The organism is Stenotrophomonas sp. T8 (assembly GCF_051853085.1).
GTDB lineage: Bacteria > Pseudomonadota > Gammaproteobacteria > Xanthomonadales > Xanthomonadaceae > Stenotrophomonas > Stenotrophomonas sepilia.
In genome coordinates, this window is sequence record NZ_CP195329.1 from 3,376,806 (window position 1) to 3,401,079 (window position 24,274).

Here is a 24,274-nt window from a genome sequence, read left to right on the forward strand (position 1 = left end):
TTGCAGCAAGGCGGCTTGCGTGCAGTCACTACATTGCAACTTTGCCCATGTCATCGCGGCGCACAACGCGCCAAGGTGGCCCCCGTCGGCGCTTCCTGCGCTGACCGGGATTGGCGTCCCGAATCAAACATCGAAGCGATCGATTTGCCGCATCAGCGGCAGTCGCGACAATGCACCGGCTTGCCCATGGTGGGCGGTGCGTGGGGATCCTCGTGATCCGTCGGCTTTTTCGCTTTGATTTTGACCGGCACGCCAACCCGCACCGCCCGCCACCTTGCATCCCGCAGGTGGCCTTGCCTTGTGAGGTTGCTGCCATGAACACGCCCTACCCCACCTATCCGCGCCTGCAGGCACTGCTCGGTGCTGCATTGCCCGACCTGCAGCTGTCCACTACGGCAGCCGAAGCGCTGGAAGATGCGCTCACCGAAGCCGACGAACAGGCGCCGCAGTCGGCGTTCTTCGCCCGGTTGCGCGGCATCGCACACAGCCACGGAGCCGACGGCCAGGCGTGGCGCGAGCGGCAACTCAGCGAGGCGCGCGGCCGGGAACTGGCCGAGGCGACGCGCTGTCTTGCCGCATTGTCCGCCTGCGGCGGTGTGTTGCTGGCGGCGCAGTCGGCGCGCGAGATGGATGATGCGCAGGTGCAGTGTCCGCCACAGGTGGAGGAAGGGTTGCTGCATGCGGTGGTGGTGTTGGCCGATCATGCCGGGGCGTTGGTGGAGCCGGATGCGTGCGCGCCGTTGTCGTAGAGCCGAGCCTATGCTCGGCTGCACTGTGCTCGTGGCGTCGGTAGGTTCAGTGCCGACCAAGGTCGGCACCTACCAGAGCAGGGTCCCCCGAGCGCAAGGGCGCTACCAGTCCGCGCGCAGCCCGATGTTGCCTTCGATGATGCGGCGCTTCTCGTTGCGGTCGCCGCCCAGCTCGCGCGTGTAGTCGGCCACGGCGTACGCACTGATGGTGCGGTTGAAGCGCCCGACCACACCCACGCCGGCTTCCAGCGCGCGTGAACGCTGCGAATTGATGATCACGTCGTCGTCGAAGCGGATGCGATCCTCGCCGGAACGACCATGCCAGTAATTCAGCTTGAAATACGGTTGCCAGCCGTTGTCGGCCAGCTGGTAATGGCCGGCCAAACGCAGGCCCACACGGCCGGTCCAGGCGTTGTCGTTGTCGAAGCGCACGCTCGATATTTCATCGCGACGGTCATCCAGCGAAGTGCGTTGCCAGATCACCTGCACCTGCGGTTCCAGCCACCATGCGGACTGCCCGAAGTGCAGCAGCGGCTTGCCAGCCTCCACCGACACACTGGTGCCGTCGCCGCTCAGGCCGAAGCCGAGCCCGCGCGAGGAACGCGCGCGGCCGTCGTAGCGGCTCTGCATCGCCACGGCGTCGATGTAGGCACCGCTGCTGTCGGTGAACGTCCAGTACAGGCCCACGTGCTTGTCGTCCAGGCGGTTCTGGCCCACCTGTACGTTCTCCCAGCCCAGTGCCAGGCCGGTGGTCTTGCCCTGCGCGCGGGTGCGGCCGACGAACACGCCGATCTGGTTGCGGTGGTTGTCCGACGCCGCAGCCCATACGTCGAGGCCGGCCTGCAGGCCCATCACGTCGCCATCAAAGCCGGGCTGTGCATCGCCCTTCCAATGGATCTCGCTGCTCTGCCCCACCAGGCGACCCCAGGCGGTGCGGAATGCGCCCTGGTTGTACAGCAGGCGCTGTTCGCCCTGCCGCTCGTGGAAGGTACCGAGGCTGGCCAGCGAGGTCTCGCGCAGCAGCGGCGGCACCACCGCGTAGGCGGCGGTCTCCACGCGGTACAGCGGTACCACCGCGCCTTCGGCCGGGCGTGCACCCGGCGTCGGCGGCGCGCCGGTACCGGGCAATGCACCGCCGGCCACGGGCACGTCCGGCACCGCCGGATCGCTGGGCGGTGCCACCGGCGCCGGTTCCGGCGGCGGTGGTGGTGGTGCGGTCTCGCCTGCGGTCAGGTCCGGATCGGTGGCGCCTTCCGGCGGCGGCGGAGGTGCCGGGGCAATGGGGGGCGGGGGTGCCACCGGCGGCGTCAGCGGCGGCGGGGCGGCACTGCCACCACCGTTGGGTGCCGGCGTCGGGCCGGTCACCAGCGTCGAACGCAGGTACCAGTTCTCGCTGGTACCGGCACTGACACCGCCCTTGAACAGGAAGTACTCGTAGGCGCCGGCCGCGACCGGTGCGAACAGCGAGAACGCGCCCGGCGAGGTGCGGCCACCATTCAAGGCCTGCACCACCAAGATGCCATCGGCCAGCGTGGCCGCGCCGCTGCCGCCGGCATTCAGCACGCCGATGCCGGTGGTTCCGGTGGCGGTACCGCCATCGATCACCAGGCGATCGCTGGGGGAGTTGTCCGCGCCCAGCACGGTGCGCAGGTACAGGCCACCACCGTCACCGCGATAGTTGCCGCGCACGGTGAACACGTCGCCGGCGCCGGTACCGGTCAGGTCGATGCGCCCGGCATTGACCATCTCCACCAGTGCAGCACTGTTGAATGGGCGGATGGCATGGCCGCCACTGCCCGCGTAGACGGTGCTGGTGTCGTCCACCGTGAGCGTACCGGTGCCGGTTGCGCTGTCGCCCAGCACCAGGTCGCCATCGAAGCTCAGCTCCGTGCTGTTGGCCAGGCTGATCGCCTCCCAGTTCTGGAAGCGGCCCACGCCTGCGGTCTTGACGTTGCTCAGGTTGAGCTGGTCGATGCCACTGCCCCCGTCAAACAGCGGCACCGCACCCAGGTTGCCCTGGTTGAGGTTGCTGAGGTTGGCCACGTCGTTGTCCGGGCCCATGTCGATCGCACCGTAGACGATGCCACCGCCGTTCCAGTTGAAGGTGTCATCGCCGGTGCTGAGCAGTACCTGCCCGCGCACGGTGCCGTCGGTGATGGTCACGCTGTCGTTGCCGCCGCTGACGCTGATGTTGCCGCCGATGTAGGCCGTGCCCGAAATGATGATGGTGTCGGTGTCGAAGCCGGTCACCACGTTGCCATCCACGGTGCCGCCGGACTGGTCCCACAGGTTCTTGTCCAGCTTCATGTTGACGCGGCCGATGCGGCCAGCGGTCATCCAGGCCTGGTCGCCATCCTCGAACGCGCCGATGATGCGACCACCGCTCATGCGGAAGGTATCGATGTTGTCGCCCTGCTGCAGCGCGCCGATCGTGCCGCCACTCATGACGAAATCATCGCGGCCACTGTCCTGCGCTACCAGGCCGGTGACGGTGCCGCCGGTGACGGTCATCCGGTCATCGCCACTGCCCTGGTCGACGCTGTCGATGGTGCCATTGCCTAGCAGCAGCACGTCGTTGCCATCCCCTTGCAGGACACCGCCGCTGATGCTGCCGGCCTGCATGTCCAGGCGGTCGTTACCTGAATCGAACTGTACGCCGGTACGCCCACTGATCGTTCCGCGGTTGACCAGCACGCTGTCGCCCGCACCGACGAACTGCAGCGCGGTGTTGTTGCCGGTGCTGATGCTGCCCGCATTTTCGACGCGGCTGCCACCACCGAGCTGGACCGCCACACCCCCCACCGAACTGATCGTGCCTTGGTTGGTCAACAGGTGACCACTTGCACCGACCAGGGTAACGGCCGACGCCCCACCGCTCTGCTGCAACTGGGCACCGCTGGCGACGTTGACGGTGATGCCCGCTTCGCCGCTGGCCGAGATGGGCACCGTCTGCGGATTCGGCGCGTTGGCGTCACAGGTGACCGTCTGGCCGGCGACCGGAGCGACGGTGCTGCAGCCGGCCCAGGCGGCGCTGGCGGTCAACAGCACCATGGACGGGACTGCCAGTGCCTGAAGCACGGAAACGGTGAGGCGGCGCGGACGGAAAGCGCGCGGGACGGCACGGGTCATACAGTCCTCCTGGACAGAGAATCAGGAACTGCAAATGCACGCTGCTGCGTATGCAGTCTGCCGTGATGTGAATCGTTTCGATAGGTGAACTTGCGTGCGGAAAATCACATTTCGGATGTGAAATCGCCGGGCCCTCACGCCAATGTGATGTGGCTGAAATCGTTCATTTTTTCTGGGCGTTGGGAGCCGCACATGCGTGGATGCCGTTGGCGGATCGGGTCAGGGCCTTTTCCTGCGGAAAAGGGTCCGACCCCGGGACTGCTCAGATCTTCAGGTAGATCTTGCGACGGTCCAGCCACCAGGCCACGCCCCACCACAGCGCGACGAACACCAGTGCCTGCAGCATCGATGCCAGCTCGAGCGCCTGCGGCATCGCGTTGGCCAGCTGCTGCCAGATCCAGCCCCAGGCACCGCTGGCCATCAACGCCACCGACATCACCGAGGCCCCCAGATACGCGGTGATCGCGTTGACCCCGAAACGCCGGCCCAGCGGCGGCCATCCCTTCTTGTCGATCAGCACGTGGCCCAGCCACAGCGCCAGCGCGGCCAGGCCGCCGGTCCACAGCACGTAGCTGGGCGTCCACAGCGGCTTGTTCAACGGCAACACCCCGGCCAGCAACAGGCCCAGCACGGCGGTCGCCACGCCCAGCCCGGCCAGTGCCGTCGAACGCCCGCTGCGCAGCAGGCCACCGGCCAACAGGCCGAGCACGGTACTGGCCAGTGCACCCAGCGTGCTCAGCAATCCTTCCGGGTCATGGCCGAGGCCGGTATCGGCATGCCATTGATAGATCCACGGCGCGAACAGCGCGGTGTCCAAGCGGCTGGCCGGGTTGATCCACGGCGCCAGGTCACCCATGCCGAGCAGCAACATCGTGTATCCCACCAGCAATCCAACAAGCACGCCGGCCTGCATGCGCGGCTGTGCATACACCGCCAGCACGCCCACCAATGCCGCGCACACGGCGATCCGTTGCAGCACGCCCCAGATGCGGAAGTGGTGCGTATGCAGCGCCCACCAGATCAGCAGATGCAACAGCACGCCGGCCACCAGGATGCGCAGTGCGCGCTCCAGCACGCCGCGCGCCAACACCGGGCGTGCGGCGGCATCCAACGCGCGCGGTGCCACGCTGAAGGCCATCGACACACCCACCAGGAACAGGAAGAACGGGAACACCAGGTCGGTGGGCGTGCAGCCATGCCATTCCGAATGGCGCAGCGGTGCGAACACTGCACTCCAGTCGCCTGGGTTGTTGACCAGCAGCATCGCCGCCACGGTGATGCCGCGCAGGGCATCGATCGAGCCCAGACGGCGCGGCGGCGTACTGTTCATCAGGCGGCCTCGTACTGTCCTGCAATCCAGGTGCCACGCACCTGCAGGGCGTCATCCAGCAGCACCAAGTCGGCCTGGTAGCCCTCGGCGATGTGGCCCAGGCGGTCGTCGACGTTGAGGAACTGCGCCGGGTAGGTCGAGGCCATGCGCGCGGCCTCGGCCAGCGGCTGGCCCAGCAGCTGCACGGTGTTGCGCACCGCCGTGGCCATGTCCAGCGCAGAACCGGCCAGCGAACCAGCGGCATTGCGCACCACGCCATCGATGGCGGTGATGGTTTCGCCATACAGCACGTAGCTGGGATCGTCGGCACCGACCGGCGGCATCGCATCGGTCACCAGCAGCAGGCGACCGCGCGGCTTGGCCGCCAGCGCCACGCGCAGGCTGGCCGGATGCACATGCACGCCATCGACGATGATGCCGATCCAGCTGTCGCGGTCTTCCAGCGCAGCGCCCACTGCGCCAGGCTCACGGCCCTGCAGCGGCGACATCGCGTTGTACAGGTGGGTGAAGCCGCGTATGCCGGCATCCAGGCCGGCGCGGACCTCTTCGTACGTGCCTGCGGTATGGCCGGCGGCCACGATCACGCCACGTTCGACCAGCGCACGGATGGTTTCCAGTGGCACGCGCTCCGGCGCCAGCGTCAGCAGCGTCACGCCGTTGTCCAGCGACGCGGCCAGCGTGATCTCTTCTTCGTCAGGCACGCGGAACTTGCTGGCATCGTGCGTGCCCTTGCGCGCCGGCGCGATGTAGGGCCCTTCCAGATGGATGCCGATCACGCCCGGCACGCCCTGCGCGATGGCCTCGCGCATCGCACCGATGGCTTCGCGCATCACCGCCACGTCATCGCTGATCAGCGTGGGCAGCATCGCGGTGGTACCGAAGCGGCGGTGTGCCTGCGCGATGGTGCGCAGCGCCGCCACGTCCGGCGTGTTGTTGAACAGCGCACCGCCACCCCCATTGACCTGCACGTCGATGAAGCCGGGCAGCAGCCAGCCGCCGCCCAGGTCCACCTGCTCGGCAGCGTGGCCCAGCTGCGGTGCGGCGTCGGGCAACAGCGCGCTGATGCGACCCTCTTCGATCACCACAGCCAGATCGTCGCGGAATTCATCGCCTGCCAGGATGCGGGCATTGCGCAGCACGGTTGCCATCACACCGTCTCCGTGACCTTGTTCAGGTGCGGCGGCAGGTCCGGGTTGAAGCCACGGCGCAGCGCCAGCGCGTTGATCGCGCGATAGAAGCTCTGCACGGTCAGCAGCGGTGCGCACAGCGGGTGTGGCGCGGGCGCCACCGGCAAGTTGCCGCCGGCACCGGCCAGCCACACCTGCGCGCCGCGTGCAGAAAATTCCTCGACCACCGCGCGGGTGCCGGCGCCGGTTTCATCGGGCTGCGCGAAGGCCAGCACCGGGAAGCCACGGTCGACCAGTGCCATCGGGCCGTGCTTGACCTCGGCCGAGCTGTAGGCTTCGGCGTGCAGGCTGCAGGTTTCCTTGAACTTCAGCGCCGCTTCCTGCGCCGCACCCAGGCCCAGGCCACGGCCGAGCACGAACAGGTTGGTGGCCTCGACCAGGCCTTCGGTCACCGCGCTCCAGTCGCACTGCCAGGCTTCACGCATCGCGTCCGGCAGCAGGTCCAGCGCGTTGCGCAGGCTGCTGTCCTGCTTCCAGTAGGCGGCCAGCTGCAGCAGTGCAGCCAGCGAGGCCAGGTAGCTCTTGGTTGCCGCCACGCTCTTTTCGGCACCGGCATGCAGCGGAATGACCGTGTCGGCCAGCTGCGCCAGCGGCGAATCCTCGACGTTGACCAGCGCGATCACGCGTGCGCCAGCGGCCTTGGCCGCCTCGGCGTTGCGCAGCAGGTCCGGGCTCTTGCCCGACTGCGAAATGACGATGAACAGCGCACCGCGCAGCTGCAGTGGTGCGGCGTAGACCGAGCCTACCGACGGCGACGCGGAGGCGACCACCAGGCCCAGCTGGGTTTCCAGCAGGTACTTGCCGTAGGTGGCGGCATGGTCGGAGCTGCCGCGTGCACAGGTGACCACGAACGGCGGCGGCGCGGCGCGCAGGCTGGCGGCCAGGGTTTCCATGGTGGCGTGGTTGCGCGAGAACTGGCGGGCAACCACGTCTGCCGCTTCAGCGGCCTCGGCGAACATCAGGGTGGCGGTGGGGTCTGACAGCGACATGGCAGGCTCAGGCAGGATCGGAAGGAAGGGGGCGTGCGCCGGCCGGGCGCATCGGCGCGGTCGAACCGCGCACCACCAGTTGCGGCACGAAGCCCTGGTTGTGCAGCGGTGCCGGCGCATCGTCGTAGGCGTCGCTGCGCAGTTGTGCGATCAGCAGGCGCGCGGCGTGGCGGGCGATGTCCTCGGTGGCCTGCTTGGCGGTGGTCAGCGGTGGCCACGACTGGCGCGAGAACGGGCTGTCCTCGAAACCGGCGATGGACAGGTCGTAGGGCACGTTCATGCCGGCCGACTTGGCGGCGGCCAGCACGCCGGCAGCGATTTCGTCGTTGGAACCGAAGATGGCGGTGGGCGGTTCGCGCAGCGCCAGCAGGCGGCGCGCCCCACGGAAACCATCGTCGAAGGTGTAATCGCCCTGCACCACCAGGTGCTTGTCCACGGTCATGCCGTAGTCCTTCAGCGCGGCTTCGTAACCGGCGTAGCGTTCGCCCGAGGAGCGGTGCGAGCTGCCGCCCCAGAGGAAGCCGATGCGCTGGTGGCCCAGCTGGATCAGGTGCTCGGTGATCTCGTAGGCCGCCTCGCGGTCGTCGACGAACACGCAGGCGCCGTCGGCCGGGTCTTCAGTGGCGGCGATGATGCGCACCAGCTTGATGCCACGCGCGGTCAGCGCCTGGATCAGGTCGCGGCGCTCGGACATCGGCGCGGTCAGCACCAGCCCCGCCAGCCGCGAGCGCTGCACCCAGTCGGCCAGTTCATCGGCCAGCAACGGCGAGCTCGAATCACAGGGATGGATCTGCAGGCCGAAACCGGTCTCGCGGCACGCGGCCAGCACGCCGTTCTGCACGCCGATGATGTGGTACGGGTTCGGGTTGTCGTAGACCAGCCCGATCACGAAGGTAGTGCCGCTGCGCAGGTTGCGCGCGGACGGATCGGGCTCGTAGTCGAGCTCGGCGATGGCACGCAGCACCCGCGCACGGGTGGCCTGCATCACCGAGGGCTCGTTGTTGATCACCCGCGAGACCGTCTTCAGCGAGACCTTGGCCTTCTCCGCAACGTCCTTGATGGTCGCTCTGCGCATGGGTTTTCCCTGGGGTTGGCTGCCGTCCATCATCGCCGATCAGGCCTTGTCCTGCGGCAGGCCGGCACGATGGCCGATCACCGAGTAGAACAGGATGTACAGGTAGCACGGCACCATCAGCAGCACGAACACCAGCTGGAAGTCGATGTGCTGCTTGAGCACGGCGAACAGCTGCGGAATGATCGCGCCGCCGGCGATGCCCATCACCAGCAGGGCCGAGCCGGTCTCGGTGAAGCGGCCCAGGCCGCGGATCGCCAGCGGGAAGATGGCCGGCCACATCATGGCGTTGGCAAAGCCCAGCAGCGCCACGAAAGCCACCGAGACGTAGCCGTGCGTAGCCCAGGCGCCCAGGCAGAACACCACGCCCATCACTGCCGAAATGGTCAGGTAGCGCGACTGCGAGACCAGGCCAGGGATCGCCAGCAGGCCGACCACGTAGCCGGCCAACATCGCACCCAGCGTCAGCGAGGTGAACATCTTGGTCTGGTCCAGCGGCAAGCCGAAACCGTGGCCGTAGGTGCCGATCGCATCACCGGCCATGACTTCCACGCCTACGTACACGAACAGGCACAGCACGCCCAGCCACAGATGCGGGAACTGGAAGATGCTGCGGCGCTCGGCCGTTCCCGGTGCCCCTGACGGCGTTGCATTGGCTTCGGAGGACTTGATCTCGGGCAGAGGCGAGAACAGCACGGCCACCGCCAGCACCACCAGCAGCGCGGCCATCGCCAGGTACGGCGCATGGATCTTGGCGGCGAATTCGTTGAGCAGCGCGGCCTTGGTGACCGCGTCGGCAGCCTGCACCTGCTTGTCCAGATCGCCGATGCCATGCAGCACCAGAGTGCCGATCAGCACCGGCGCCAGCATGCCGGCAATCTTGTTGCAGATGCCCATCAGCGCGATGCGGCGTGCCGCGGTTTCAATCGGACCAAGGATGGAGATGTAGGGATTGATCGCGGTCTGCAGCAGCGCCAGGCCGCTGCCGATCACGAACAGTCCGCCGAGCGCGCCCGGGTACCAGCGCTGGGTGGCGAATTCACCGAACAGCGCGGCACCACCGGCCATCACCAGCAGGCTCAGGCTCAGGCCCTTCTTCATGCCGGTGCGGCGCAGGATCCAGGACGCCGGCAGGGCCAGGAAGAAATAGGACAGGTAGAACACCATCAGCACCAGGAAGGCGCCGACCTCGCTGAGTTCGAAGGCCAACTTGACGAAGGTGATCAGCGGGCCGTTGAGCCAGGTGAAGAAGCCGATCAGGAAGAACAACACGCCAACGATGGCGATGGAGGTGGCCACGTTCGGGCGCGCGCTTGCAGCGGGGACGGCGGACATCAGGAGGGCTCCTGCGGCGACGGCCGCAGAACGCGGCGTCGGAGAGTGGCTGGGAACAACGTTGTCACATTCTTTCGATGGACAACGGCGGTTTGTCAACTTCCATGCACGCCTGCCTGAACCTTGTGCTGCACTGCGCAAGTCCGCCGCGGTACGCCCCGCTGAATGCGCGGCAGGCCTAGAGCCCCGTGCGCCAATGGTTCCCATGTGAAACCCGCACTCACACCGTGTAAACGTTTACTGCGCGCCGCATTCGTTGCGACGCAGCAACGAAAGTGTCACGAACTCGTTGACATCGTTGTCAGCGCGGTTACAGACTCCGCCCCAATCGCCGCCCCCGATCCCCGGGCCGGCCCACCTGCAGCAGGAGCCCGCGTGACCGCCAGCCACCCCGCCCCGTCGCATGTCCTGTCCCGCGTCGCGCCCTCGTTCCTGGCCGCCGACGTCGGTGGCACCCATGTGCGCGTGGCCCGGGTCCAGGCCAGCGGTGACGCCGCCCATCCGGTGCAGGTGCTGGAGTACCGCAAGTACCGCAATGCCGACCATGCCGGCCTCAGCGCGATCCTGTCCGACTTCCTGGGCGAAGGCCCGCGGCCCACGCATTGCGTGGTCGCCAGCGCCGGCTATGCCCGCGAAGACGGCACGGTGATCACCGCCAACCTGCCGTGGCCGCTGTCGGCGCGCCAGGTGGAGGCCGACGTCGGCCTGCAGCGGGTCTACATCGTCAACGATTTCGAAGCGGTGGCCTACGCCGCCGCGCAGGTGGACGCCAGCGGCGTGCTGCACCTGTGCGGGCCGGAGACCGCCGCGCGTGGCCCGACCCTGGTGGTCGGCCCCGGCACCGGTCTGGGCGCCGCGCTGTGGATCCCCACCGCGCACGGCCCGGTGGTGCTGCCCACCGAAGCCGGCCAGCCGACCCTGGCGGCCAGCACCGAACTGGAAATGGCCATCGTCCGCTACATGCAGCGCGACCGCGCGCACGTGTCGATCGAGCATGCGATCTCCGGCCCCGGCCTGATGAACCTGTACCGTGCGGTGTGTGCACTGCAGGGGCAGGCGCCGACCCTGGCAAGCCCCGACGCAGTCACCGCCGCCGCCATGGCCGATACCGATGCACATGCGCGCCAGGCGCTGGACGTGTTCTGTGGCCTGCTCGGCAGCACCATCGGCGACATGGCGCTGTTCTACGGCGCCCACGGTGGCGTCTACCTGGCCGGCGGCATCCTGCCGCAGATCCGCGAATACCTGCACGCCAGCACCTTCGTCGAACGCTACCTGCAGAAGGGGCCGATGGGCGAAGCGCTGGCACGCATCCCGGTGAAGGTCGTCGAACACGGCCAGCTGGGCGTGGTCGGCGCTGCCAGCTGGTACCTGCAGCAATCGGCCGCCTGACACCGCAACAGGCTTCAACGCAATCGCAGCACGCAGTACGTGGCACGCCAACGCACGGGACTTCGCCGCCGCCCCGCGCATGTCATCGCAACCGTAACCGAACACCGCCGCCGGCACCCAATCGAGTGATGAGGAGAGACATCATGAACACCCGCAAGACCCTGCTTTCGGCCGCCATCGTCAGCTGCATCGCCTTCAGTGCGCACGCGCAGCAGGCGGCCCCGACCGCCACCGATCTGGACACCGTGACCGTTACCGGCATCCGTGGCTCGATGGAAAAGTCGCTGGACACCAAGCGCGAAGCCAATGCGCGCGTGGAAGTGGTCACCGCCGAAGACGTGGGCAAGCTGCCCGCGCACAACGTTGCCGATACCCTGCAGCGCCTGCCGGGCGTGAACATCAGCTCGTCCAGCGCCGACGAAGGTGGCTTCGACGAAGCCGACCGTGTCAGCCTGCGCGGCACCAGCCCGAGCCTGACCCAGACCCTGATCAACGGCCACACCGTCGGCTCGGCCGACTGGTTCGTGCTCAGCCAGGGCAACAACGTCGGCCGCAGCGTCAGCTACTCGCTGCTGCCGTCGGAACTGGTCAGCTCGGTGGAAGTGAACAAGTCCTCGCAGGCCAAGCTGCAGGACGGCGGCACCACCGGTACCGTCAACATCATCACCCGCAAGCCGCTGGAATTCTCCAAGCCGTTCACCGCGGAAGGCTCCATCGGTGCGGTGCGTTCGGACCTGGCCAAATCGACCGATCCGCAGTACTCGGCATTGTTCAATTACAAGAACGACGAAGGCACCTTCGGCGTGATGGTGCAGGGCTTCAGCCAGAAGCGCGAACTGCGCCGTGAAGCGCAGGAAATCCCGGGCGGCTTCTTCAAGATCGGCGCCGGCGACCCGGTCGCCAGGACCAATCCGGACCTGATCGGCGTCAACGTGCCGGGCCTGCTGGGTTCGACCCTGTTCGAACAGACCCGCGAACGCAAGGGCGGCCTGGTCTCGCTGCAGTTCAAGCCGAGCGACAGCCTCACCCTGGGCCTGAATGGTTTCAGCTCCGAGCTGAAGGCCAACAACTACAACCGCAACTTCATGATGTTCGGCAACAGCTTCGCCAAGTCGCAGGCGCCGGATCCGGGCTATGTGGTCAAGGACGGCGTGCTGACCAACGCCACCTACAGGGGCGTGCCGGGCACCGACTATGCGGTGTACGACATGATCTACCGCGAGTCGAAGGCCAAGTCGAGCTATGTCACCTTCGATGCCGACTGGCAGATCAGCGACAGCCTGACCGCCACGTTCCAGGCCGGCAGCACCAAGGGCACCGGCGAGACGCCGCGCCAGTACATCGCCGAGGTCACCCTCGCCAACGGCGGCGGCGCCAGCTGGGCCACCCACGGCAATGGCTCGCCGATCGACTGGAACGTCGGCGGCGACCTCTCGCCCAACGGCGTGACCAGCTTCGGCACCTGGGGCAACCAGCAGGTCACCGCTGAAGACAAGGAGAAGTGGGCCACGCTCGACTTCAACCAGTACTTCAATGATGGCGGCGTACTGAGCTCGATCGACTTCGGCCTGCGTTTCGCCGACCACAAGCGCGAAGCGCTGTCGCCGGAAGGTGCAACCCCGGGTGACATCTGGAGCGCGCTGAAGAACGGTGCCACGGCCAACTATCCCAGCGGCTTTGCCGGTGACATCGGCGGCACTTTCCCGCGCAACCTGTGGTACTTCACCCCGGGCGCGCTGAAGGACGCGGTGACCAACAACTCCACCTGGCTGGCCGGCAATGACGGCCCGACCGGTCGCCACAACTATGGCGCCGAGTGGAAGGTGAAGGAAAAGAACTTCGCCGGCTACGTGCAGGCCAACTTCCGCGGCGACTGGTGGAGCGGCAACGTCGGCCTGCGCTACGTCAACATCAAGCAGGACATCGACACCTACAACGCCGTCAGCAAGGCCGCAGATGCCGATGTCAGCAGCCTGTTCGGCATGTGGGAGCGCCTGGCCTTCCAGAACAAGCGCAACCGTGTCCTGCCCAGCGCCAACATCAAGTTCGACCTGGACGACTCGCTGGTGCTGCGTGTCGCCGCCTCGCAGACCCAGACCCTGCCGGACTACTCGGCACTGGGCGCGTCCTCGTACGGCTCGGACCTGAACCGCACCGGCGGCGGCGGCAATCCGAACCTCAAGCCGACCCTGTCGACCAACCTGGATGCCAACCTGGAGTGGTACTTCATGCCGCGCGGCCTGCTGTCGGTGGGTGCGTACCACATGAAGCTGAAGGACTACATCGCCTTCGACGTGGTCTCGCGCCAGCTCTACAGCGAACTGACCAACCAGCTTGAGACCTACCAGATCTCCACCCCGATCAATGCCGACGGCAAGGTCACCGGCGTGGAAGTGGCCTACGAGCAGCCGATCGGCGAGTACTTCGGCATCAACGCCAACTACACCTACGCCAACGGCACCACCTCGCACACCTGGTCGGATGGTTCGCACAACCTGCTGGGCACCTCGAAGAACACCTACAACGTGGGTGCCTACTTCGAGAACGAGCGTTTCGGCGCCCGGGTCAGCTACACCCGCCGTTCCTCGTTCCTGATCAGCCTGTCGGGCACCAACCCGTACTACCAGGATGATTTCGGCACGCTGTCGGCATCGCTGAGCTACAAGGCCACCGATTGGCTGAGCATCAGCCTGGATGGCCTGAACCTCAACAACCCGACCTACAAGTACTACCAGACCGCGGCCATCCCGACCTCGTTCTACAGCAACGGTCGCCAGTACTACCTCAACTTCCGCTTCAAGTACTGATCCAGCGGCAGCAACATCGCCGAGTCGTGCACGCACGCCGGGCCTGGGTCATTCCGGGCCCGGCGTTTTTCATGTATAGCGTTCATCGCACCGTTCCAAGGAGTCGTTCCGATGGTCAAACCTTCCCGCGCCCGGATGCGCAGCGCAGTGCTGCTGGGCAGCCTGCTCGCCCTGTTGCCGGCACTGCCCGCACTCGCCGCCGATCCCACGCCGGCCGCTGAAGCACCGGGTCCGCAGCTGCGTGCCGGCAGCCTGATGCTGATTCCCGCGCCCGCTACCGTGCAGCACGGCCAGGGCAGCGGCATCACCGTACGCGCCGATACCGCGCTGCACGCCGAAGGCGAAGCCGCGCAGCGCGTCGCCACCCAGTTCGCCGACCTGCTGGCCCGCAGTGGCGGTCCGCGACTCATGCCGGCCATGAGCAAGGCGGCAGGCAAGTCGGGCAGCATCCGCTTCCAGATCATCCCGACCTTCCGCGACAGTGGTGAGAGCTACACGCTGGAAAGCACCGCGCAGGGCGTGCTGGTGCAGGCCGGCAACGAAACCGGCCTGTTCTACGGCGCAACCACGCTTGCCCAGCTGGCCACGGGTGGCAGCAACGGCGTGCTGCCGGCGGTGCAGATCCAGGACGCGCCGCGCTTCGGCTGGCGCGGTTTCATGCTCGACTCGGCGCGGCACTTCCAGAGCCTGGACGAGATCAAGCATGTGCTCGATGCCATGGCCGCGCACAAGCTCAATACCTTCCATTGGCACCTCACCGATGACCAGGGCTGGCGCATGGAGATCAAGCGCTACCCGAAGCTGACCGAGGTGGGCAGCTGCCGCCTGCCGGCCGGCGACGGCGGCATCGACCCGGCCAGTGGCAAGGAGCATCCGTACTGCGGCTTCTACACGCAGGAGCAGATCCGCGAAGTGATCGCCTATGCCGCCAGGCTGCATATCCAGGTGATTCCAGAAATCGACGTGCCCGGCCATGCCACCGCGGCGATCGCCGCGTACCCGGAATTGGGTTCGATCAACACCCCGCTGAAGCCGATCAGCGAATGGGGCGTGTTCCCGAACCTGTTCAACGTGGAAGACAGCACCGTCACCTTCCTCGAGAACGTACTGGAAGAAGTGATCGCGCTGTTCCCTGCGAAGTACGTCCACGTCGGCGGCGACGAAGCAGTCAAGGACCAGTGGGAAGCCTCGAAACAGGTGCAGCAGCGCATGCGTGCGCTGGGCATCAAGGATGAAATGGCCATGCAGAGCCACATCATCAAGCGCCTGGAGACCTTCCTGGAGCAGCACGACCGGCGCCTGATCGGCTGGGACGAAATCCTCGAAGGCGGCCTACCACCGCAGGCCACGGTGATGTCGTGGCAGGGCACCGAAGGTGGCCTGGCTGCAGCCAGTGCCGGCCATGACGTGGTCATGTCGCCGGTGGGGTACCTGTACCTGGATTACCTGCAGACGGCCTCGCCGAACGAGCCACCGGGCCGCCCGACCCAGGTCAACCTCGGCAAGCTGTACAACTTCGAGCCGGTGCCGGCCGAGCTGGCGGCCGACAAGCGCCAGCACATTCTCGGCCTGCAGGCCAACATGTTTACCGAGCACACGCGCACCTACGCGCGCCTGCAGCACAACCTGTTCCCGCGCCTGGCCGCCGTGGCCGAGACCGGCTGGAGTACGCCGGAACATCGCGACTTCCGCGATTTCCTCGCGCGCCTGCCCGCGCAGCTGCAGCGCTACCGTGCCTGGGGCCTGGCCTACGCGCAGACCCCGTTCGAAGTGGGCGTGGACTACACCGATGATCGCGCGAAAAACTCCGTGACCCTATCGCTGGCCAATCCGCTGGGCTATGAAGTGCGCTACAGCACCGATGGCCAGCCGGTGACCGGGCAGTCGCCGTTGTACCAGCAGCCGCTGACCGCGACGCTGCCGACCACCGTGCAGGCCGCCGCGTTCTACCAGGGCCAGATGCTGGCCGCGAAGCCGACCATCGCCACGTTCACCGCGCAGTCGCTGCTCAGCCGCCGCAGCGATGCGCTGCTCAGCTGCGTGGGCAAGAAGGGGCTGGTGCTGCGCCTGGAAGACGACGGCCCGCGCGAGGGAACGCGTGCGGTGTTCAACGTCGACATCTTCCAGCCATGCTGGCGCTGGCCGCAGGCGCAGCTGGACGGCATCGGCAGCGTGGAGGTCCGCGCGGGCCGCATTCCGTACTACTTCCAGCTGGCCCACGATGAACCCAAGCGTCGCTTCGAAAAGGCCCGGAGCGCACATGGCGAAATGCTGATCCGCCGCGGTGATTGCACGGGCAAGGTGCTGGCTGAAGTACCGCTGCCGGCCACGCCCGATGCCGATGGCTTCGTGACCCTGCGTGCGGCGCTGCCGAAGGGCACGCAGGGCACGGGTGACCTGTGCATCAACTTCACCGGCGATACGCGCCCGGCGATGTGGGTGCTGGATGAGGTCACGCTGAAGAAGTAACCGCAAGCCTGTCCTGGCGCAATCCATCCACGCATGGCGTGGATCTACTGTACAGCCGAGCCCATGCTCGGCTGCCTTTCGGGAGGGAGCCGAGCACGGGCTCGGCGCTACAGGAACCTCAGCCCCGCCAGCGCATCAGCAGATCGCGCAACGGGGTCAGTGCCGTGGCCATGCCGGCCAGCACGCCGATCGTGTTGGCCAGCGCATCCATCGGGTCAGCAGTGCGGTTGCTGGTCAGCGTACCCTGCGCGAACTCGATGCCGACGCCCATCAGCACCAGCCCCACGCCCACCCACAGCAGCGGGCGCCCCGGCCGGAACAGCTGCACCGCGCTGCCGGCCAGGAGGAAGTAGGCGAGGAAGTGCTCGCCCTTGTCGCTGTTTTCCGGCAGCGGGATCGGCGGTGGTGGGATCAGGCAGACCACGATCACCAGCAACACCGCCAATGTCCAAAGCGCGGTCCACAGCCGCTGCCGCCGCAGCGGCTTGATCAGCGGCAACGCATTGCTCACAGGCGCCAGCTCAGGTCGCCCAGTTCGAACGCCGGCTCGAAATCGACACCACGCTGCAGGCCGATGGCCTGGAAGCGCTCGCCCATCTCGGTCGGCAGGGTCAGCTTCTTCACCTGGTCACGCAGCTGGATGCGGCCGACCTCATCCGTACGCTCTTCGGCCAGCAGCAGCACCTGGTCCAGGCCGTTGCCGAGCAGGAAACTGGCCTGGCTGCAGTACCCCGCCAATTCGAAACCACCGTGCATGCCCGCCTCGGCCATCGCGGTGAAATCCACCGACGCGGTGATGTCCTGCAGGCCGGGCCAACGATGCACGTCGTTATGCACGTGGTGGCGGTAGAACGCGCGGACCGTGCCATCGTCGCGGTCGTGCTGGTAGAACTCGCTGCGGCTGTAGCCGTAATCGACAAACAGCATCGCACCACGCTGCAGGCCGCCAGCCACTGCCTGCAGCCAGTACGGCAGCTGCGGCAGCACCTCGGAGCGGTAACCGTCGGCAAAGGGCTTTTCCAGGTAGCGCTCGATGTGGCGCACCGCACCGTTGAGCAGGATGTCAGCCGGCTGCGCGCCACGGATGAAGTTGCCTTCGCCATCAAGCTCGACGGTTTCCTCATAGACCTCGCCGTCCCGGATCAGGAAACGCGGGGTCGGCAGCGCGTCGATCACCTCGTTGGCGAACACCACGCCCTCCCAGTCCTCCTCGAACGGGCGGTCGATCCAGCCCACGCGCGCGGCCAACTCGGCCGGCAGGTTCTGCTGCAGGCGCTGCTGCTGGCGCTCGCGCAGGTCGGCGCTGGGTTCGAGGATGGCGTAGCGCGATGGCAGCGCGTCCAGTTCGGCCAGGCGCAGCAGCACGGCCTCGGCGAAGGCGCCGGTACCGCCGCCCAGTTCCAGCATGCGGGCCTGCGCGCCCAGCTGGGCGAACACTGGCGCCAGCGCATTGGCCACGCTGCCGGCGAACAGGCTGCCGAGCTCGGGTGCGGTGGTGAAGTCGCCGCTGCCTCCGAACTTGCTGGCGCCGGCGCTGTAGTAGCCCCAGCCGGGGGTGTACAGGCACAGCTCCATGAAGCGCGAGAACGGCATCGCCCCGCCCTGCGCAAGGATTTCGGCGCGCAGGGCGGCCGCCAGCTGGTCGCTGTGGGCCAGGGCATCGGCTTCGGGCAGGGGGAAGGTGGGCTGCATGGCGTCTTCGAATGCGGTGACAATGGTGCACAGGATAGCCGAGCCTTGGAGGACCCTCGATGAGCGATACCCACCCCGTGGTCCTGATCACCGGCAGCGCGCGCCGGATCGGTGCGGCCATCGCCCGCCAGTTCCACGCCTGTGGCTGGTCGGTGGTACTGCATGCCAACACCTCCAGCGCCGAACTGCAGCAGGCCGCGTTCGATTTCGACAATGTGCGGCCGGGCAGCGTGCTTGCGCTGCAGGCCGACCTGCGTGACGCCGACGCCCTGCCCGACCTGGTGGAACAGGCCGTTACCCACTTCGGCCGCCTGGACGCGCTGGTCAACAACGCCTCCAACTTCTATGCCACCCCGCTCGGCCAGGTCACCGCCGAGGCGATGGACGAGCTGTATGCGGTCAATGCGCGCGCGCCACTGCTGTTGTCACAGGCGGCCGCGCCCTACCTGCGCCGCCAGCAGGGCTGCATCGTCAACCTGACCGACCTGCACGGCACCGACCCGATGCGCGACCACATCGCCTACACGATGGCCAAGGCCGCGCTGGAGATGGCCACCCGCTCGCTGGCGCTGGAGCTGGCGCCCAAGGTGCGGGTCAATGCGGTGGCGCCCGGCGCGATCCTGTGGCCGGAACAGGGCAAGGACGATTTCGCCCGCGAGGCCCTGCTGGCGCGCACGCCTTTGGCGCGGATCGGTACGGTCGAGGAGATCGCCGAAGCGGTGTACTGGCTGGTGGCCGAAGCCAGCTTCGTCACCGGCCACACGCTGCGCGTGGATGGCGGGCGCACGGTCAGCTGAGAGGTTGCCGGCCAGCGGCCGGCGCTACCGGTCATGCCGGCCGCTGCCGGCAACCTCCATCAATCCAGGTCAACCACCTCGAACGCCTCGCCAAACTGCGCGTGCGCGCGCCACAGCGTGGCCAGGCCCAGCCCGCTGACCGGATCGATGAAGTCGGGCGCGATATCGGCCAGCGGCTTCAGCACGAAGGCATGCTTCAGTTCGGGACGGGGAATGCGCAGGTGGCCGGGACCTTCCACCACCAGGTCGCCGTAGAACACCACGTCGATATCCAGGGTCCGGTCGGAGAAGCGCGGCCCACTACGGTCGCGGCCGTGCGCGTCTTCCAGCGCATGCAGCCAGTCGTCCAGTTCCTGCAGCGGCAAGTCCGTCTCGATCGCCACCGCGTTGTTGAGGAAGGCCGGGCCGTCGAAGCCGACCGCGGCGGTACGGTAGGCCGGCGAGACCTGCAGCGCGCCGAAGCGCTCGCGCAGGGCCGCCACCGCGGCGTGGAGGTAGCGGCGGGGCTGGACATTGCTGCCCAGGCTCAGGAGCACGGTCGTCATGCGGTTCAGGTGGCAGCGAGGGGGGCGTGGACATGCCGTCGTCACGGCGGCCTGCCTACAATCCGGGACGCACATGATAGGGCACCGACATGACCTATTGCGTTGGAATCGAGGTGGACGAGGGCCTGGTCTTCGCTGCCGACACCCGGACCAATGCCTCGCTGGACGATGTACGCGTGCATCGCAAGCTGCACGTGTTCGAATATCCCGGCCAGGCAGCCTACGTGCTGATGGCGGCTGGCAACCTGGCCACCACCCAGCTGCTGGTGTCGCGCCTGGGCCGCGACGCCGCAGAGCGGCGCGTGCCCAACCTGCGCGACATGACCCACCTGTTCGAAGCCGCCGCGTATGTGGGGCAGCTGCTGGTGGACAGCCAGGTGCACAGCAGCCACAGCGAACACGGCCATGACGGGGTCAACACCCAGGCCACGCTGATCTTCGGCGGCCAGATCGCCGGCGAGCGGCCCGGGCTGTACATGATCTACCCGCTCGGCAACGCCATAGCCGCCTCGCCGGAGACGCCCTACCTGCAGATCGGTGAATCCAAGTACGGCAAGCCGATCCTCGACCGCATCCTCAGCCCCGCCACGCGCCTGGAGGATGCTGCCCGCACGGCGATCGTCTCGTTGGACTCCACCATCCGTTCCAACCTGTCGGTAGGCCTGCCGATCGACCTGGCGCTGCTGCGCGACGGTGAACTGCGCATCGGCCAGCAGCTGCGGCTGGGCGCGGATTCCACGCTGTATGCCGACATCCACCAGAACTGGTCGCGGCGGCTGGAACAGGCGGTGGACGCGCTGCCGCGGTTCCCCTGGGAAACCGCCCTGTAGAGCCGAGCCCATGCTCGGCTGTCGAGGTCAATGCGAACAGCAGCCGAGCATAGGCTCGGCTCCACAGAACCCCAGCGGCATCAGCCCAGCGCCTCGGCCACTGCCCGGAACACCTGCTGCATCTGCAGCGGCTTGCGCAGTACATGGACGTCCACGCCGGCCGGGAATGCATCGGCAGGCACCGCCACCGCCGCGTCCTCCAGCACCAGCGCCGGGCCGCGATAGCCCAGCGCAGCCATCTCGCCCAGCAGCTGGCTGGCCGGCAGCAGCTTTGAGCCGGCGTCTGCAATCACCAGCGCCGGCATCGCCTCCTGCTGCATCCAGCGCAGCGCCGCCGGGCCATCGGAGGCCAGCTGCAGCTGATACCCCTGGCTGGACAGCGCGTTGCCGAGCAGCGACAGGCGCGTGGCTTCGCCGTCGACCACCAGGATCGACTGGCCACTGCCCAGGGCCACCAGCTGCTCGATCGGCTCGCTGCCGTCGCTGGCTTCGTGCATCGGCAAGCGCAGCTCGAAGCAGGTGCCCTGCCCTGGTTGGCTGCTGACATGGATGCTGCCGCCGGCGCCTTCGACGATGCGCTTGCAGGAAATCAGGCCCAGGCCGGTGCCATCGGCCTTGGTGGTGAAGAACGGATTGAACAGGTGCGACAGCGTGTCCGCATCCATGCCGATGCCTTCGTCGGACACGCAGATCTGCATCCAGTCCACGCCATCGCGCTGGCCGGCATGGCTGGCGGTCAGGCTCAGGCGGCCACCGTTGGGCATCGCCTGGATCGCGTTGAGCGCCAGGTTCAGCATTACCTGCTGCAGTTCGGTGTAGTTGGCGTCGACTACCAGGCCTTCGTCCAGCACCTGCAGTTCCAGGCGCACGGCATCGGGCACGTTGCTGCGCAACAGCAGCGCCACCGCATCGAACAGGCCATCGATCTCGATGCGCTCGCTCGGCTTGCGCGAACCACGCACGAACGACAGCATCGACTCGGCCATCTCATGGCCGCGGCGGCCACACTCGGCGATGACGTCGGCCAGGTGGTGCAGCTGCGGATCCTCGGTGCGGGCCTTCAGCAGGTCCGGCATGATCAGCAACGGCTGCAGGATGTTGCGCAGGTCGTGGCTGAGCCCGGCGGCAAGCAGAGACAGGCTTTCCAGCCGCTGCGCACGCATCAGTTCGGTTTCCACGCGTGCGCGCTCGACAGCACTGCGTGCATCGCGGATCGCACGCGCGACCGCCGAAGGCAGGCGCGCAGGCTGGTGCTTGATGATGTAGTCGTTGGCGCCCTTCTGCAGCGCCGCCACCGCATTCTCCTCACCCATCGTGCCGGAGACGAAGATGAAGGGCACCTCCGGCGAGGTCTCGCGCACGATGCGCAGCGCGTCGTCACCGGAGAACCCCGGCATGCTCAGGTCGGACAGCACGATGTCCGGCTGGAACACAGCCAGTGCCTGGCGCAGTTCCGCCTCGCTCTCCACACGCTCGAAGCGGGCCTCCAGGCCCGCGTCGAGCATCTGTTCGGACATCAGCTCGGCATCTTCCGCTGAGTCTTCCACCAGCAGGATGCGCAGCGCCCCCAGGGCGGGACCGGTCAGGGGCATGGGCTCACTCGAGTTCCGGTGCCTGGTTGATCAATGCCCAGAACTTGCCCAGGGTCTGCACCGCGCCGAAGAACTGGTCCACGTCCACCGGCTTGACCACGTAGGCGTTCACGCCCATGTCCCAGCTGCGGGCCAGGTCACTTTCCTCGCGCGAGGACGACAGGATCACCACCGGCAGGCGCTTGAGTTCTTCGTGCTCGCGGATCTGCCGCAGCACTTCCAGGCCATCCATGCGCGGCATCTTGATGTCCAGCAGCAGCACCGCCGGCAAGCCTTCCTCGCGGTTGGCGAAGGCACCGCGGCGCAGCAGGTAGTCCATCACTTCCACGCCGTCCTCGACGTGCACGATGGGATTGGCCAGACGCGCTTCTTCCAGGGCGTCGATCGCCATTTCGGCGTCCGCCGGGCTGTCTTCGGCGAGAAGAATGGTGCGCAGAGTCGTCATGCAGAGGGACCTTGTTTGTCCGCGTCGGTCGCGGGAGGCAGGTAGAAGTGGAAAGTGGCGCCGACGTCCGGTTCGGCCTCGGCCCAGATACGGCCACCATGGCGGGTCAGCACGCGGCGCACGCTGGCCAGGCCGATGCCGGTCCCCGGATAGTCGCTGGCCTTGTGCAGGCGCTGGAACACACCGAACAGCTTGCCGGCGTAGGCCATGTCAAAGCCTGCACCATTGTCGCTGACCGTGAACTGATGGCCGCCGTCGGGCTGCTGCTGGTAGTCAACGCGGATCTTCGCCGGCTCGCGGTTGCCCGAGTACTTCACTGCGTTGCCGAGCAGGTTGAGCCAGACCTGGCGGATCATGTTCTCGTCGCCCACCACGATCGGCAGCGGCGCGATGTTCCACTCCACCTGGTGCACATGGCCGCTGTTCTCGGCCTCGGCCTGCAGGTTGGAATCGAGCATGGCCCGGGTGTCGGCCACCAGCGACTGCATGTCCACCGCCTGCTGCCGCATCGCCGCACGGCCAAGGCGCGAGTAGACCAGCAGGTCGTCGATCAACGCTGCCATGCGCCGGGCCGAACTGGAAATCACGTCCAGATAGTGGCGGCTCTTGTCATCGGCCTGATCGCCGAGGTGGCGCGACAGCTTGTCGGAGAATCCGGCCACGTGGCGCAGCGGTGCACGCAGGTCATGCGAGACCGAATAGCTGAAGGCCTCCAGCTCGCGGTTGACCTCGGATACCTGCGCAACCTTGCCTTCCAGCTGGCGGTTCAGCTCTTCCACGCGCAGCTGCACTGCGCGCTGCATGGTGACGTCGCTGATGGTCAGCAGCACTACCTCGTCATCGCTGTCGGGCAGCGGCATGCGCCGCGCGTTGAGCAGCATGTAGCGCACCACGCCGTCAGCGGTGCGCTGCTCGTGCTCGAAGTCCCACAGTTCGCGACCGCGCGACAGTACGTCGGCCAGGCGCTGCCGGACCACCGGGTCCTGCCATGCATTGTCGCCAACGTTTTCCAGCAGCAGGCCGTCGGCACGCTCGTCCTGCAGGCCGTACAGCTCAGCGAATGCTGGATTGTGCAGCTGCACGCGCAGGTCGCGGTCGAGCAGCACGATCGGTTCGCGCACGGTCTGCAGCACCGACGCCGCACGTGCAGCCGAGCGCAGCGATTGCCGCTCCGCATGCAGGCGACGGCCGATCTGCCGCTGCAGCAGCCACAGCACCAGGCCGAGCAGCGCCAGCTGGATCACCAGCGAACTCCACGACACCAGTTCGGTCTGCTTGCGTTGGCGCGCCGCCTGCTCGGCGCGCAGCGCCAGCAGCTTCTGCTCGCTGGCCTGCAGTTCTTCCACCAGCCCGCGGATGGGATAGCGCGTACTCAGGTCCTGCACCAGCTCGCGCTGGTCGCTGTTCGGCTCGGACCTGGCCAGCTCGCGGGCGAGTGTCATGCGGCCTTCCAGCATCGATTCGATCCGACCGATGCGGATCAGCTGGTCGGGATTGTCGCGGGTCATCCGGCCCAGTTCGGCCAGGCGCCCGGGAATTTCATCGGCGCGGGCCATGCGCTCGCGCAGGCCGGGGGCATCCACGCCCTTGGACAGGGTCAACGCGGCCGATTCAACGTCGCGCACATCGGCCTGCAGTTGCTGCAGTGCCACGCCCACGGCCTGGGTGTGGTTGACCCAGGCCATCGCTTGTTCGCTGTCCTGCTGCAGTTTACGCAGGGTCAACCACGGCACCACGATGATCGCGGCGGCGGCCAGCGCCAAGGCCGGCAACCGCCAGCGGTCCCAGATGTCGTCACTGAAAACCAGCGCCATAGTTCCTCTTCAGCTCTGCCGCGACGCATTGGCCGGGCCGAACCCGGTTGCGGCGGAACCGGCAATATAGCGCAGGCGGTCACAACTCTGGAATTTCCAG

General features: G+C 67.2%; 18 protein-coding genes. 6 read left to right on the top strand and 12 right to left on the bottom strand.

The genetic code is table 11. The features are described 5' to 3' along the window. Positions 1-314 precede the first annotated feature (314 nt). Entirely contained in the window at positions 315-749 is a 435-nt protein-coding gene (locus tag ACSDHM_RS15625) for a hypothetical protein (protein WP_072167168.1), read from the top strand. A gap of 102 nt (positions 750-851) precedes the next feature. Here the strand turns inward: ACSDHM_RS15625 and ACSDHM_RS15630 are convergent, their stop codons facing one another. The 6 genes from ACSDHM_RS15630 to ACSDHM_RS15655 form a co-directional block, all read right to left on the bottom strand. Beyond that, the gene (locus ACSDHM_RS15630; RefSeq protein WP_439426375.1) at positions 852-3,878 is read right to left on the bottom strand and encodes an autotransporter family protein; all 3,027 of its coding nucleotides are present in this window, start codon (positions 3,876-3,878) and stop codon (positions 852-854) included. Positions 3,879-4,140: 262 nt separating this feature from the next. Beyond that, positions 4,141-5,208, bottom strand: coding sequence for an acyltransferase family protein (locus ACSDHM_RS15635; RefSeq protein WP_072167170.1), 1,068 nt, complete (start codon positions 5,206-5,208; stop codon positions 4,141-4,143). Beyond that, positions 5,208-6,356: an N-acetylglucosamine-6-phosphate deacetylase gene (gene nagA, locus ACSDHM_RS15640; RefSeq protein WP_439426376.1), complete on the bottom strand. Its 1,149-nt coding sequence runs from the start codon at positions 6,354-6,356 to the stop codon at positions 5,208-5,210. Before nagA ends, ACSDHM_RS15635 begins: the two co-directional genes overlap by 1 nt. Beyond that, a complete protein-coding gene (locus tag ACSDHM_RS15645) occupies positions 6,356-7,384 on the bottom strand; it encodes an SIS domain-containing protein (protein WP_072167172.1) in 1,029 nt (342 codons plus the stop codon). Before ACSDHM_RS15645 ends, nagA begins: the two co-directional genes overlap by 1 nt. Before the next feature lie 7 nt (positions 7,385-7,391). Further along, entirely contained in the window at positions 7,392-8,459 is a 1,068-nt protein-coding gene (locus tag ACSDHM_RS15650; RefSeq protein ID WP_005411045.1) for a LacI family DNA-binding transcriptional regulator, read from the bottom strand. A 39-nt stretch (positions 8,460-8,498) separates the two neighbouring features. Beyond that, the gene (locus tag ACSDHM_RS15655) at positions 8,499-9,791 is read right to left on the bottom strand and encodes a sugar MFS transporter (RefSeq protein WP_072167173.1); all 1,293 of its coding nucleotides are present in this window, start codon (positions 9,789-9,791) and stop codon (positions 8,499-8,501) included. A gap of 375 nt (positions 9,792-10,166) precedes the next feature. On the opposite strand from ACSDHM_RS15655, the gene ACSDHM_RS15660 reads away from it, so the two are divergent. From ACSDHM_RS15660 to ACSDHM_RS15670, 3 genes are all read left to right on the top strand, one after another. Further along, on the top strand, positions 10,167-11,183 hold the full coding sequence (locus ACSDHM_RS15660; protein ID WP_088496523.1) for a glucokinase family protein: 1,017 nt from the start codon (positions 10,167-10,169) through the stop codon (positions 11,181-11,183). 143 nt (positions 11,184-11,326) lie between these two features. Then, positions 11,327-13,990, top strand: coding sequence for a TonB-dependent receptor (locus ACSDHM_RS15665; RefSeq protein WP_088496524.1), 2,664 nt, complete (start codon positions 11,327-11,329; stop codon positions 13,988-13,990). A 111-nt stretch (positions 13,991-14,101) separates the two neighbouring features. Beyond that, the gene (locus tag ACSDHM_RS15670) at positions 14,102-16,459 is read left to right on the top strand and encodes a family 20 glycosylhydrolase (protein ID WP_439426377.1); all 2,358 of its coding nucleotides are present in this window, start codon (positions 14,102-14,104) and stop codon (positions 16,457-16,459) included. Between the two features lie 118 nt (positions 16,460-16,577). On the opposite strand, the gene ACSDHM_RS15675 is transcribed toward ACSDHM_RS15670, so the two are convergent. Beyond that, a complete protein-coding gene (locus ACSDHM_RS15675) occupies positions 16,578-16,970 on the bottom strand; it encodes a VanZ family protein (RefSeq protein ID WP_439426378.1) in 393 nt (130 codons plus the stop codon). Further along, entirely contained in the window at positions 16,967-18,151 is a 1,185-nt protein-coding gene (locus tag ACSDHM_RS15680; RefSeq protein WP_065178045.1) for a class I SAM-dependent methyltransferase, read from the bottom strand. The genes ACSDHM_RS15675 and ACSDHM_RS15680 overlap by 4 nt, the downstream gene beginning before the upstream one ends. A 59-nt stretch (positions 18,152-18,210) precedes the next feature. Here ACSDHM_RS15680 and ACSDHM_RS15685 point away from each other — a divergent pair, with 59 nt between their 5' ends. Beyond that, positions 18,211-18,948 carry a pteridine reductase gene (locus ACSDHM_RS15685; RefSeq protein WP_005419347.1) on the top strand — a complete coding sequence of 246 codons (738 nt, stop codon included), beginning with the start codon at positions 18,211-18,213 and terminating at the stop codon, positions 18,946-18,948. Between the two features lie 59 nt (positions 18,949-19,007). Here the strand turns inward: ACSDHM_RS15685 and folK are convergent, their stop codons facing one another. After that, entirely contained in the window at positions 19,008-19,493 is a 486-nt protein-coding gene (gene folK / locus ACSDHM_RS15690; RefSeq protein WP_088496526.1) for a 2-amino-4-hydroxy-6-hydroxymethyldihydropteridine diphosphokinase, read from the bottom strand. 89 nt (positions 19,494-19,582) lie between these two features. On the opposite strand from folK, the gene ACSDHM_RS15695 reads away from it, so the two are divergent. Then, positions 19,583-20,323, top strand: a complete 741-nt coding sequence (locus tag ACSDHM_RS15695) for a 20S proteasome subunit A/B (protein ID WP_061479677.1) — start codon at positions 19,583-19,585, stop codon at positions 20,321-20,323. Between the two features lie 80 nt (positions 20,324-20,403). Here ACSDHM_RS15695 and ACSDHM_RS15700 read toward each other — a convergent pair whose 3' ends face one another. The 3 genes from ACSDHM_RS15700 to ACSDHM_RS15710 are packed head-to-tail and all read right to left on the bottom strand — an operon-like array spanning position 20,404 to position 24,174. After that, entirely contained in the window at positions 20,404-21,915 is a 1,512-nt protein-coding gene (locus ACSDHM_RS15700) for an ATP-binding response regulator (RefSeq protein ID WP_088496527.1), read from the bottom strand. A 4-nt stretch (positions 21,916-21,919) separates the two neighbouring features. Next, positions 21,920-22,360: a response regulator gene (locus ACSDHM_RS15705; RefSeq protein WP_005411057.1), complete on the bottom strand. Its 441-nt coding sequence runs from the start codon at positions 22,358-22,360 to the stop codon at positions 21,920-21,922. Beyond that, the gene (locus tag ACSDHM_RS15710; protein WP_111007681.1) at positions 22,357-24,174 is read right to left on the bottom strand and encodes a sensor histidine kinase; all 1,818 of its coding nucleotides are present in this window, start codon (positions 24,172-24,174) and stop codon (positions 22,357-22,359) included. Before ACSDHM_RS15710 ends, ACSDHM_RS15705 begins: the two co-directional genes overlap by 4 nt. Positions 24,175-24,274: the final 100 nt, after the last annotated feature.

Coding starts and splice junctions, on each gene's coding strand:
- ACSDHM_RS15625 (WP_072167168.1), top strand. CDS start 315: ATGAACACGCCCTACCCCACCTATCCGCGCCTGCAGGCACTGCTCGGT.
- ACSDHM_RS15630 (WP_439426375.1), bottom strand. CDS start 3,878: ATGACCCGTGCCGTCCCGCGCGCTTTCCGTCCGCGCCGCCTCACCGTT.
- ACSDHM_RS15635 (WP_072167170.1), bottom strand. CDS start 5,208: ATGAACAGTACGCCGCCGCGCCGTCTGGGCTCGATCGATGCCCTGCGC.
- nagA (WP_439426376.1), bottom strand. CDS start 6,356: ATGGCAACCGTGCTGCGCAATGCCCGCATCCTGGCAGGCGATGAATTC.
- ACSDHM_RS15645 (WP_072167172.1), bottom strand. CDS start 7,384: ATGTCGCTGTCAGACCCCACCGCCACCCTGATGTTCGCCGAGGCCGCT.
- ACSDHM_RS15650 (WP_005411045.1), bottom strand. CDS start 8,459: ATGCGCAGAGCGACCATCAAGGACGTTGCGGAGAAGGCCAAGGTCTCG.
- ACSDHM_RS15655 (WP_072167173.1), bottom strand. CDS start 9,791: ATGTCCGCCGTCCCCGCTGCAAGCGCGCGCCCGAACGTGGCCACCTCC.
- ACSDHM_RS15665 (WP_088496524.1), top strand. CDS start 11,327: ATGAACACCCGCAAGACCCTGCTTTCGGCCGCCATCGTCAGCTGCATC.
- ACSDHM_RS15670 (WP_439426377.1), top strand. CDS start 14,102: ATGGTCAAACCTTCCCGCGCCCGGATGCGCAGCGCAGTGCTGCTGGGC.
- ACSDHM_RS15680 (WP_065178045.1), bottom strand. CDS start 18,151: ATGCAGCCCACCTTCCCCCTGCCCGAAGCCGATGCCCTGGCCCACAGC.
- ACSDHM_RS15685 (WP_005419347.1), top strand. CDS start 18,211: ATGAGCGATACCCACCCCGTGGTCCTGATCACCGGCAGCGCGCGCCGG.
- folK (WP_088496526.1), bottom strand. CDS start 19,493: ATGACGACCGTGCTCCTGAGCCTGGGCAGCAATGTCCAGCCCCGCCGC.
- ACSDHM_RS15695 (WP_061479677.1), top strand. CDS start 19,583: ATGACCTATTGCGTTGGAATCGAGGTGGACGAGGGCCTGGTCTTCGCT.
- ACSDHM_RS15700 (WP_088496527.1), bottom strand. CDS start 21,915: ATGCCCCTGACCGGTCCCGCCCTGGGGGCGCTGCGCATCCTGCTGGTG.
- ACSDHM_RS15705 (WP_005411057.1), bottom strand. CDS start 22,360: ATGACGACTCTGCGCACCATTCTTCTCGCCGAAGACAGCCCGGCGGAC.
- ACSDHM_RS15710 (WP_111007681.1), bottom strand. CDS start 24,174: ATGGCGCTGGTTTTCAGTGACGACATCTGGGACCGCTGGCGGTTGCCG.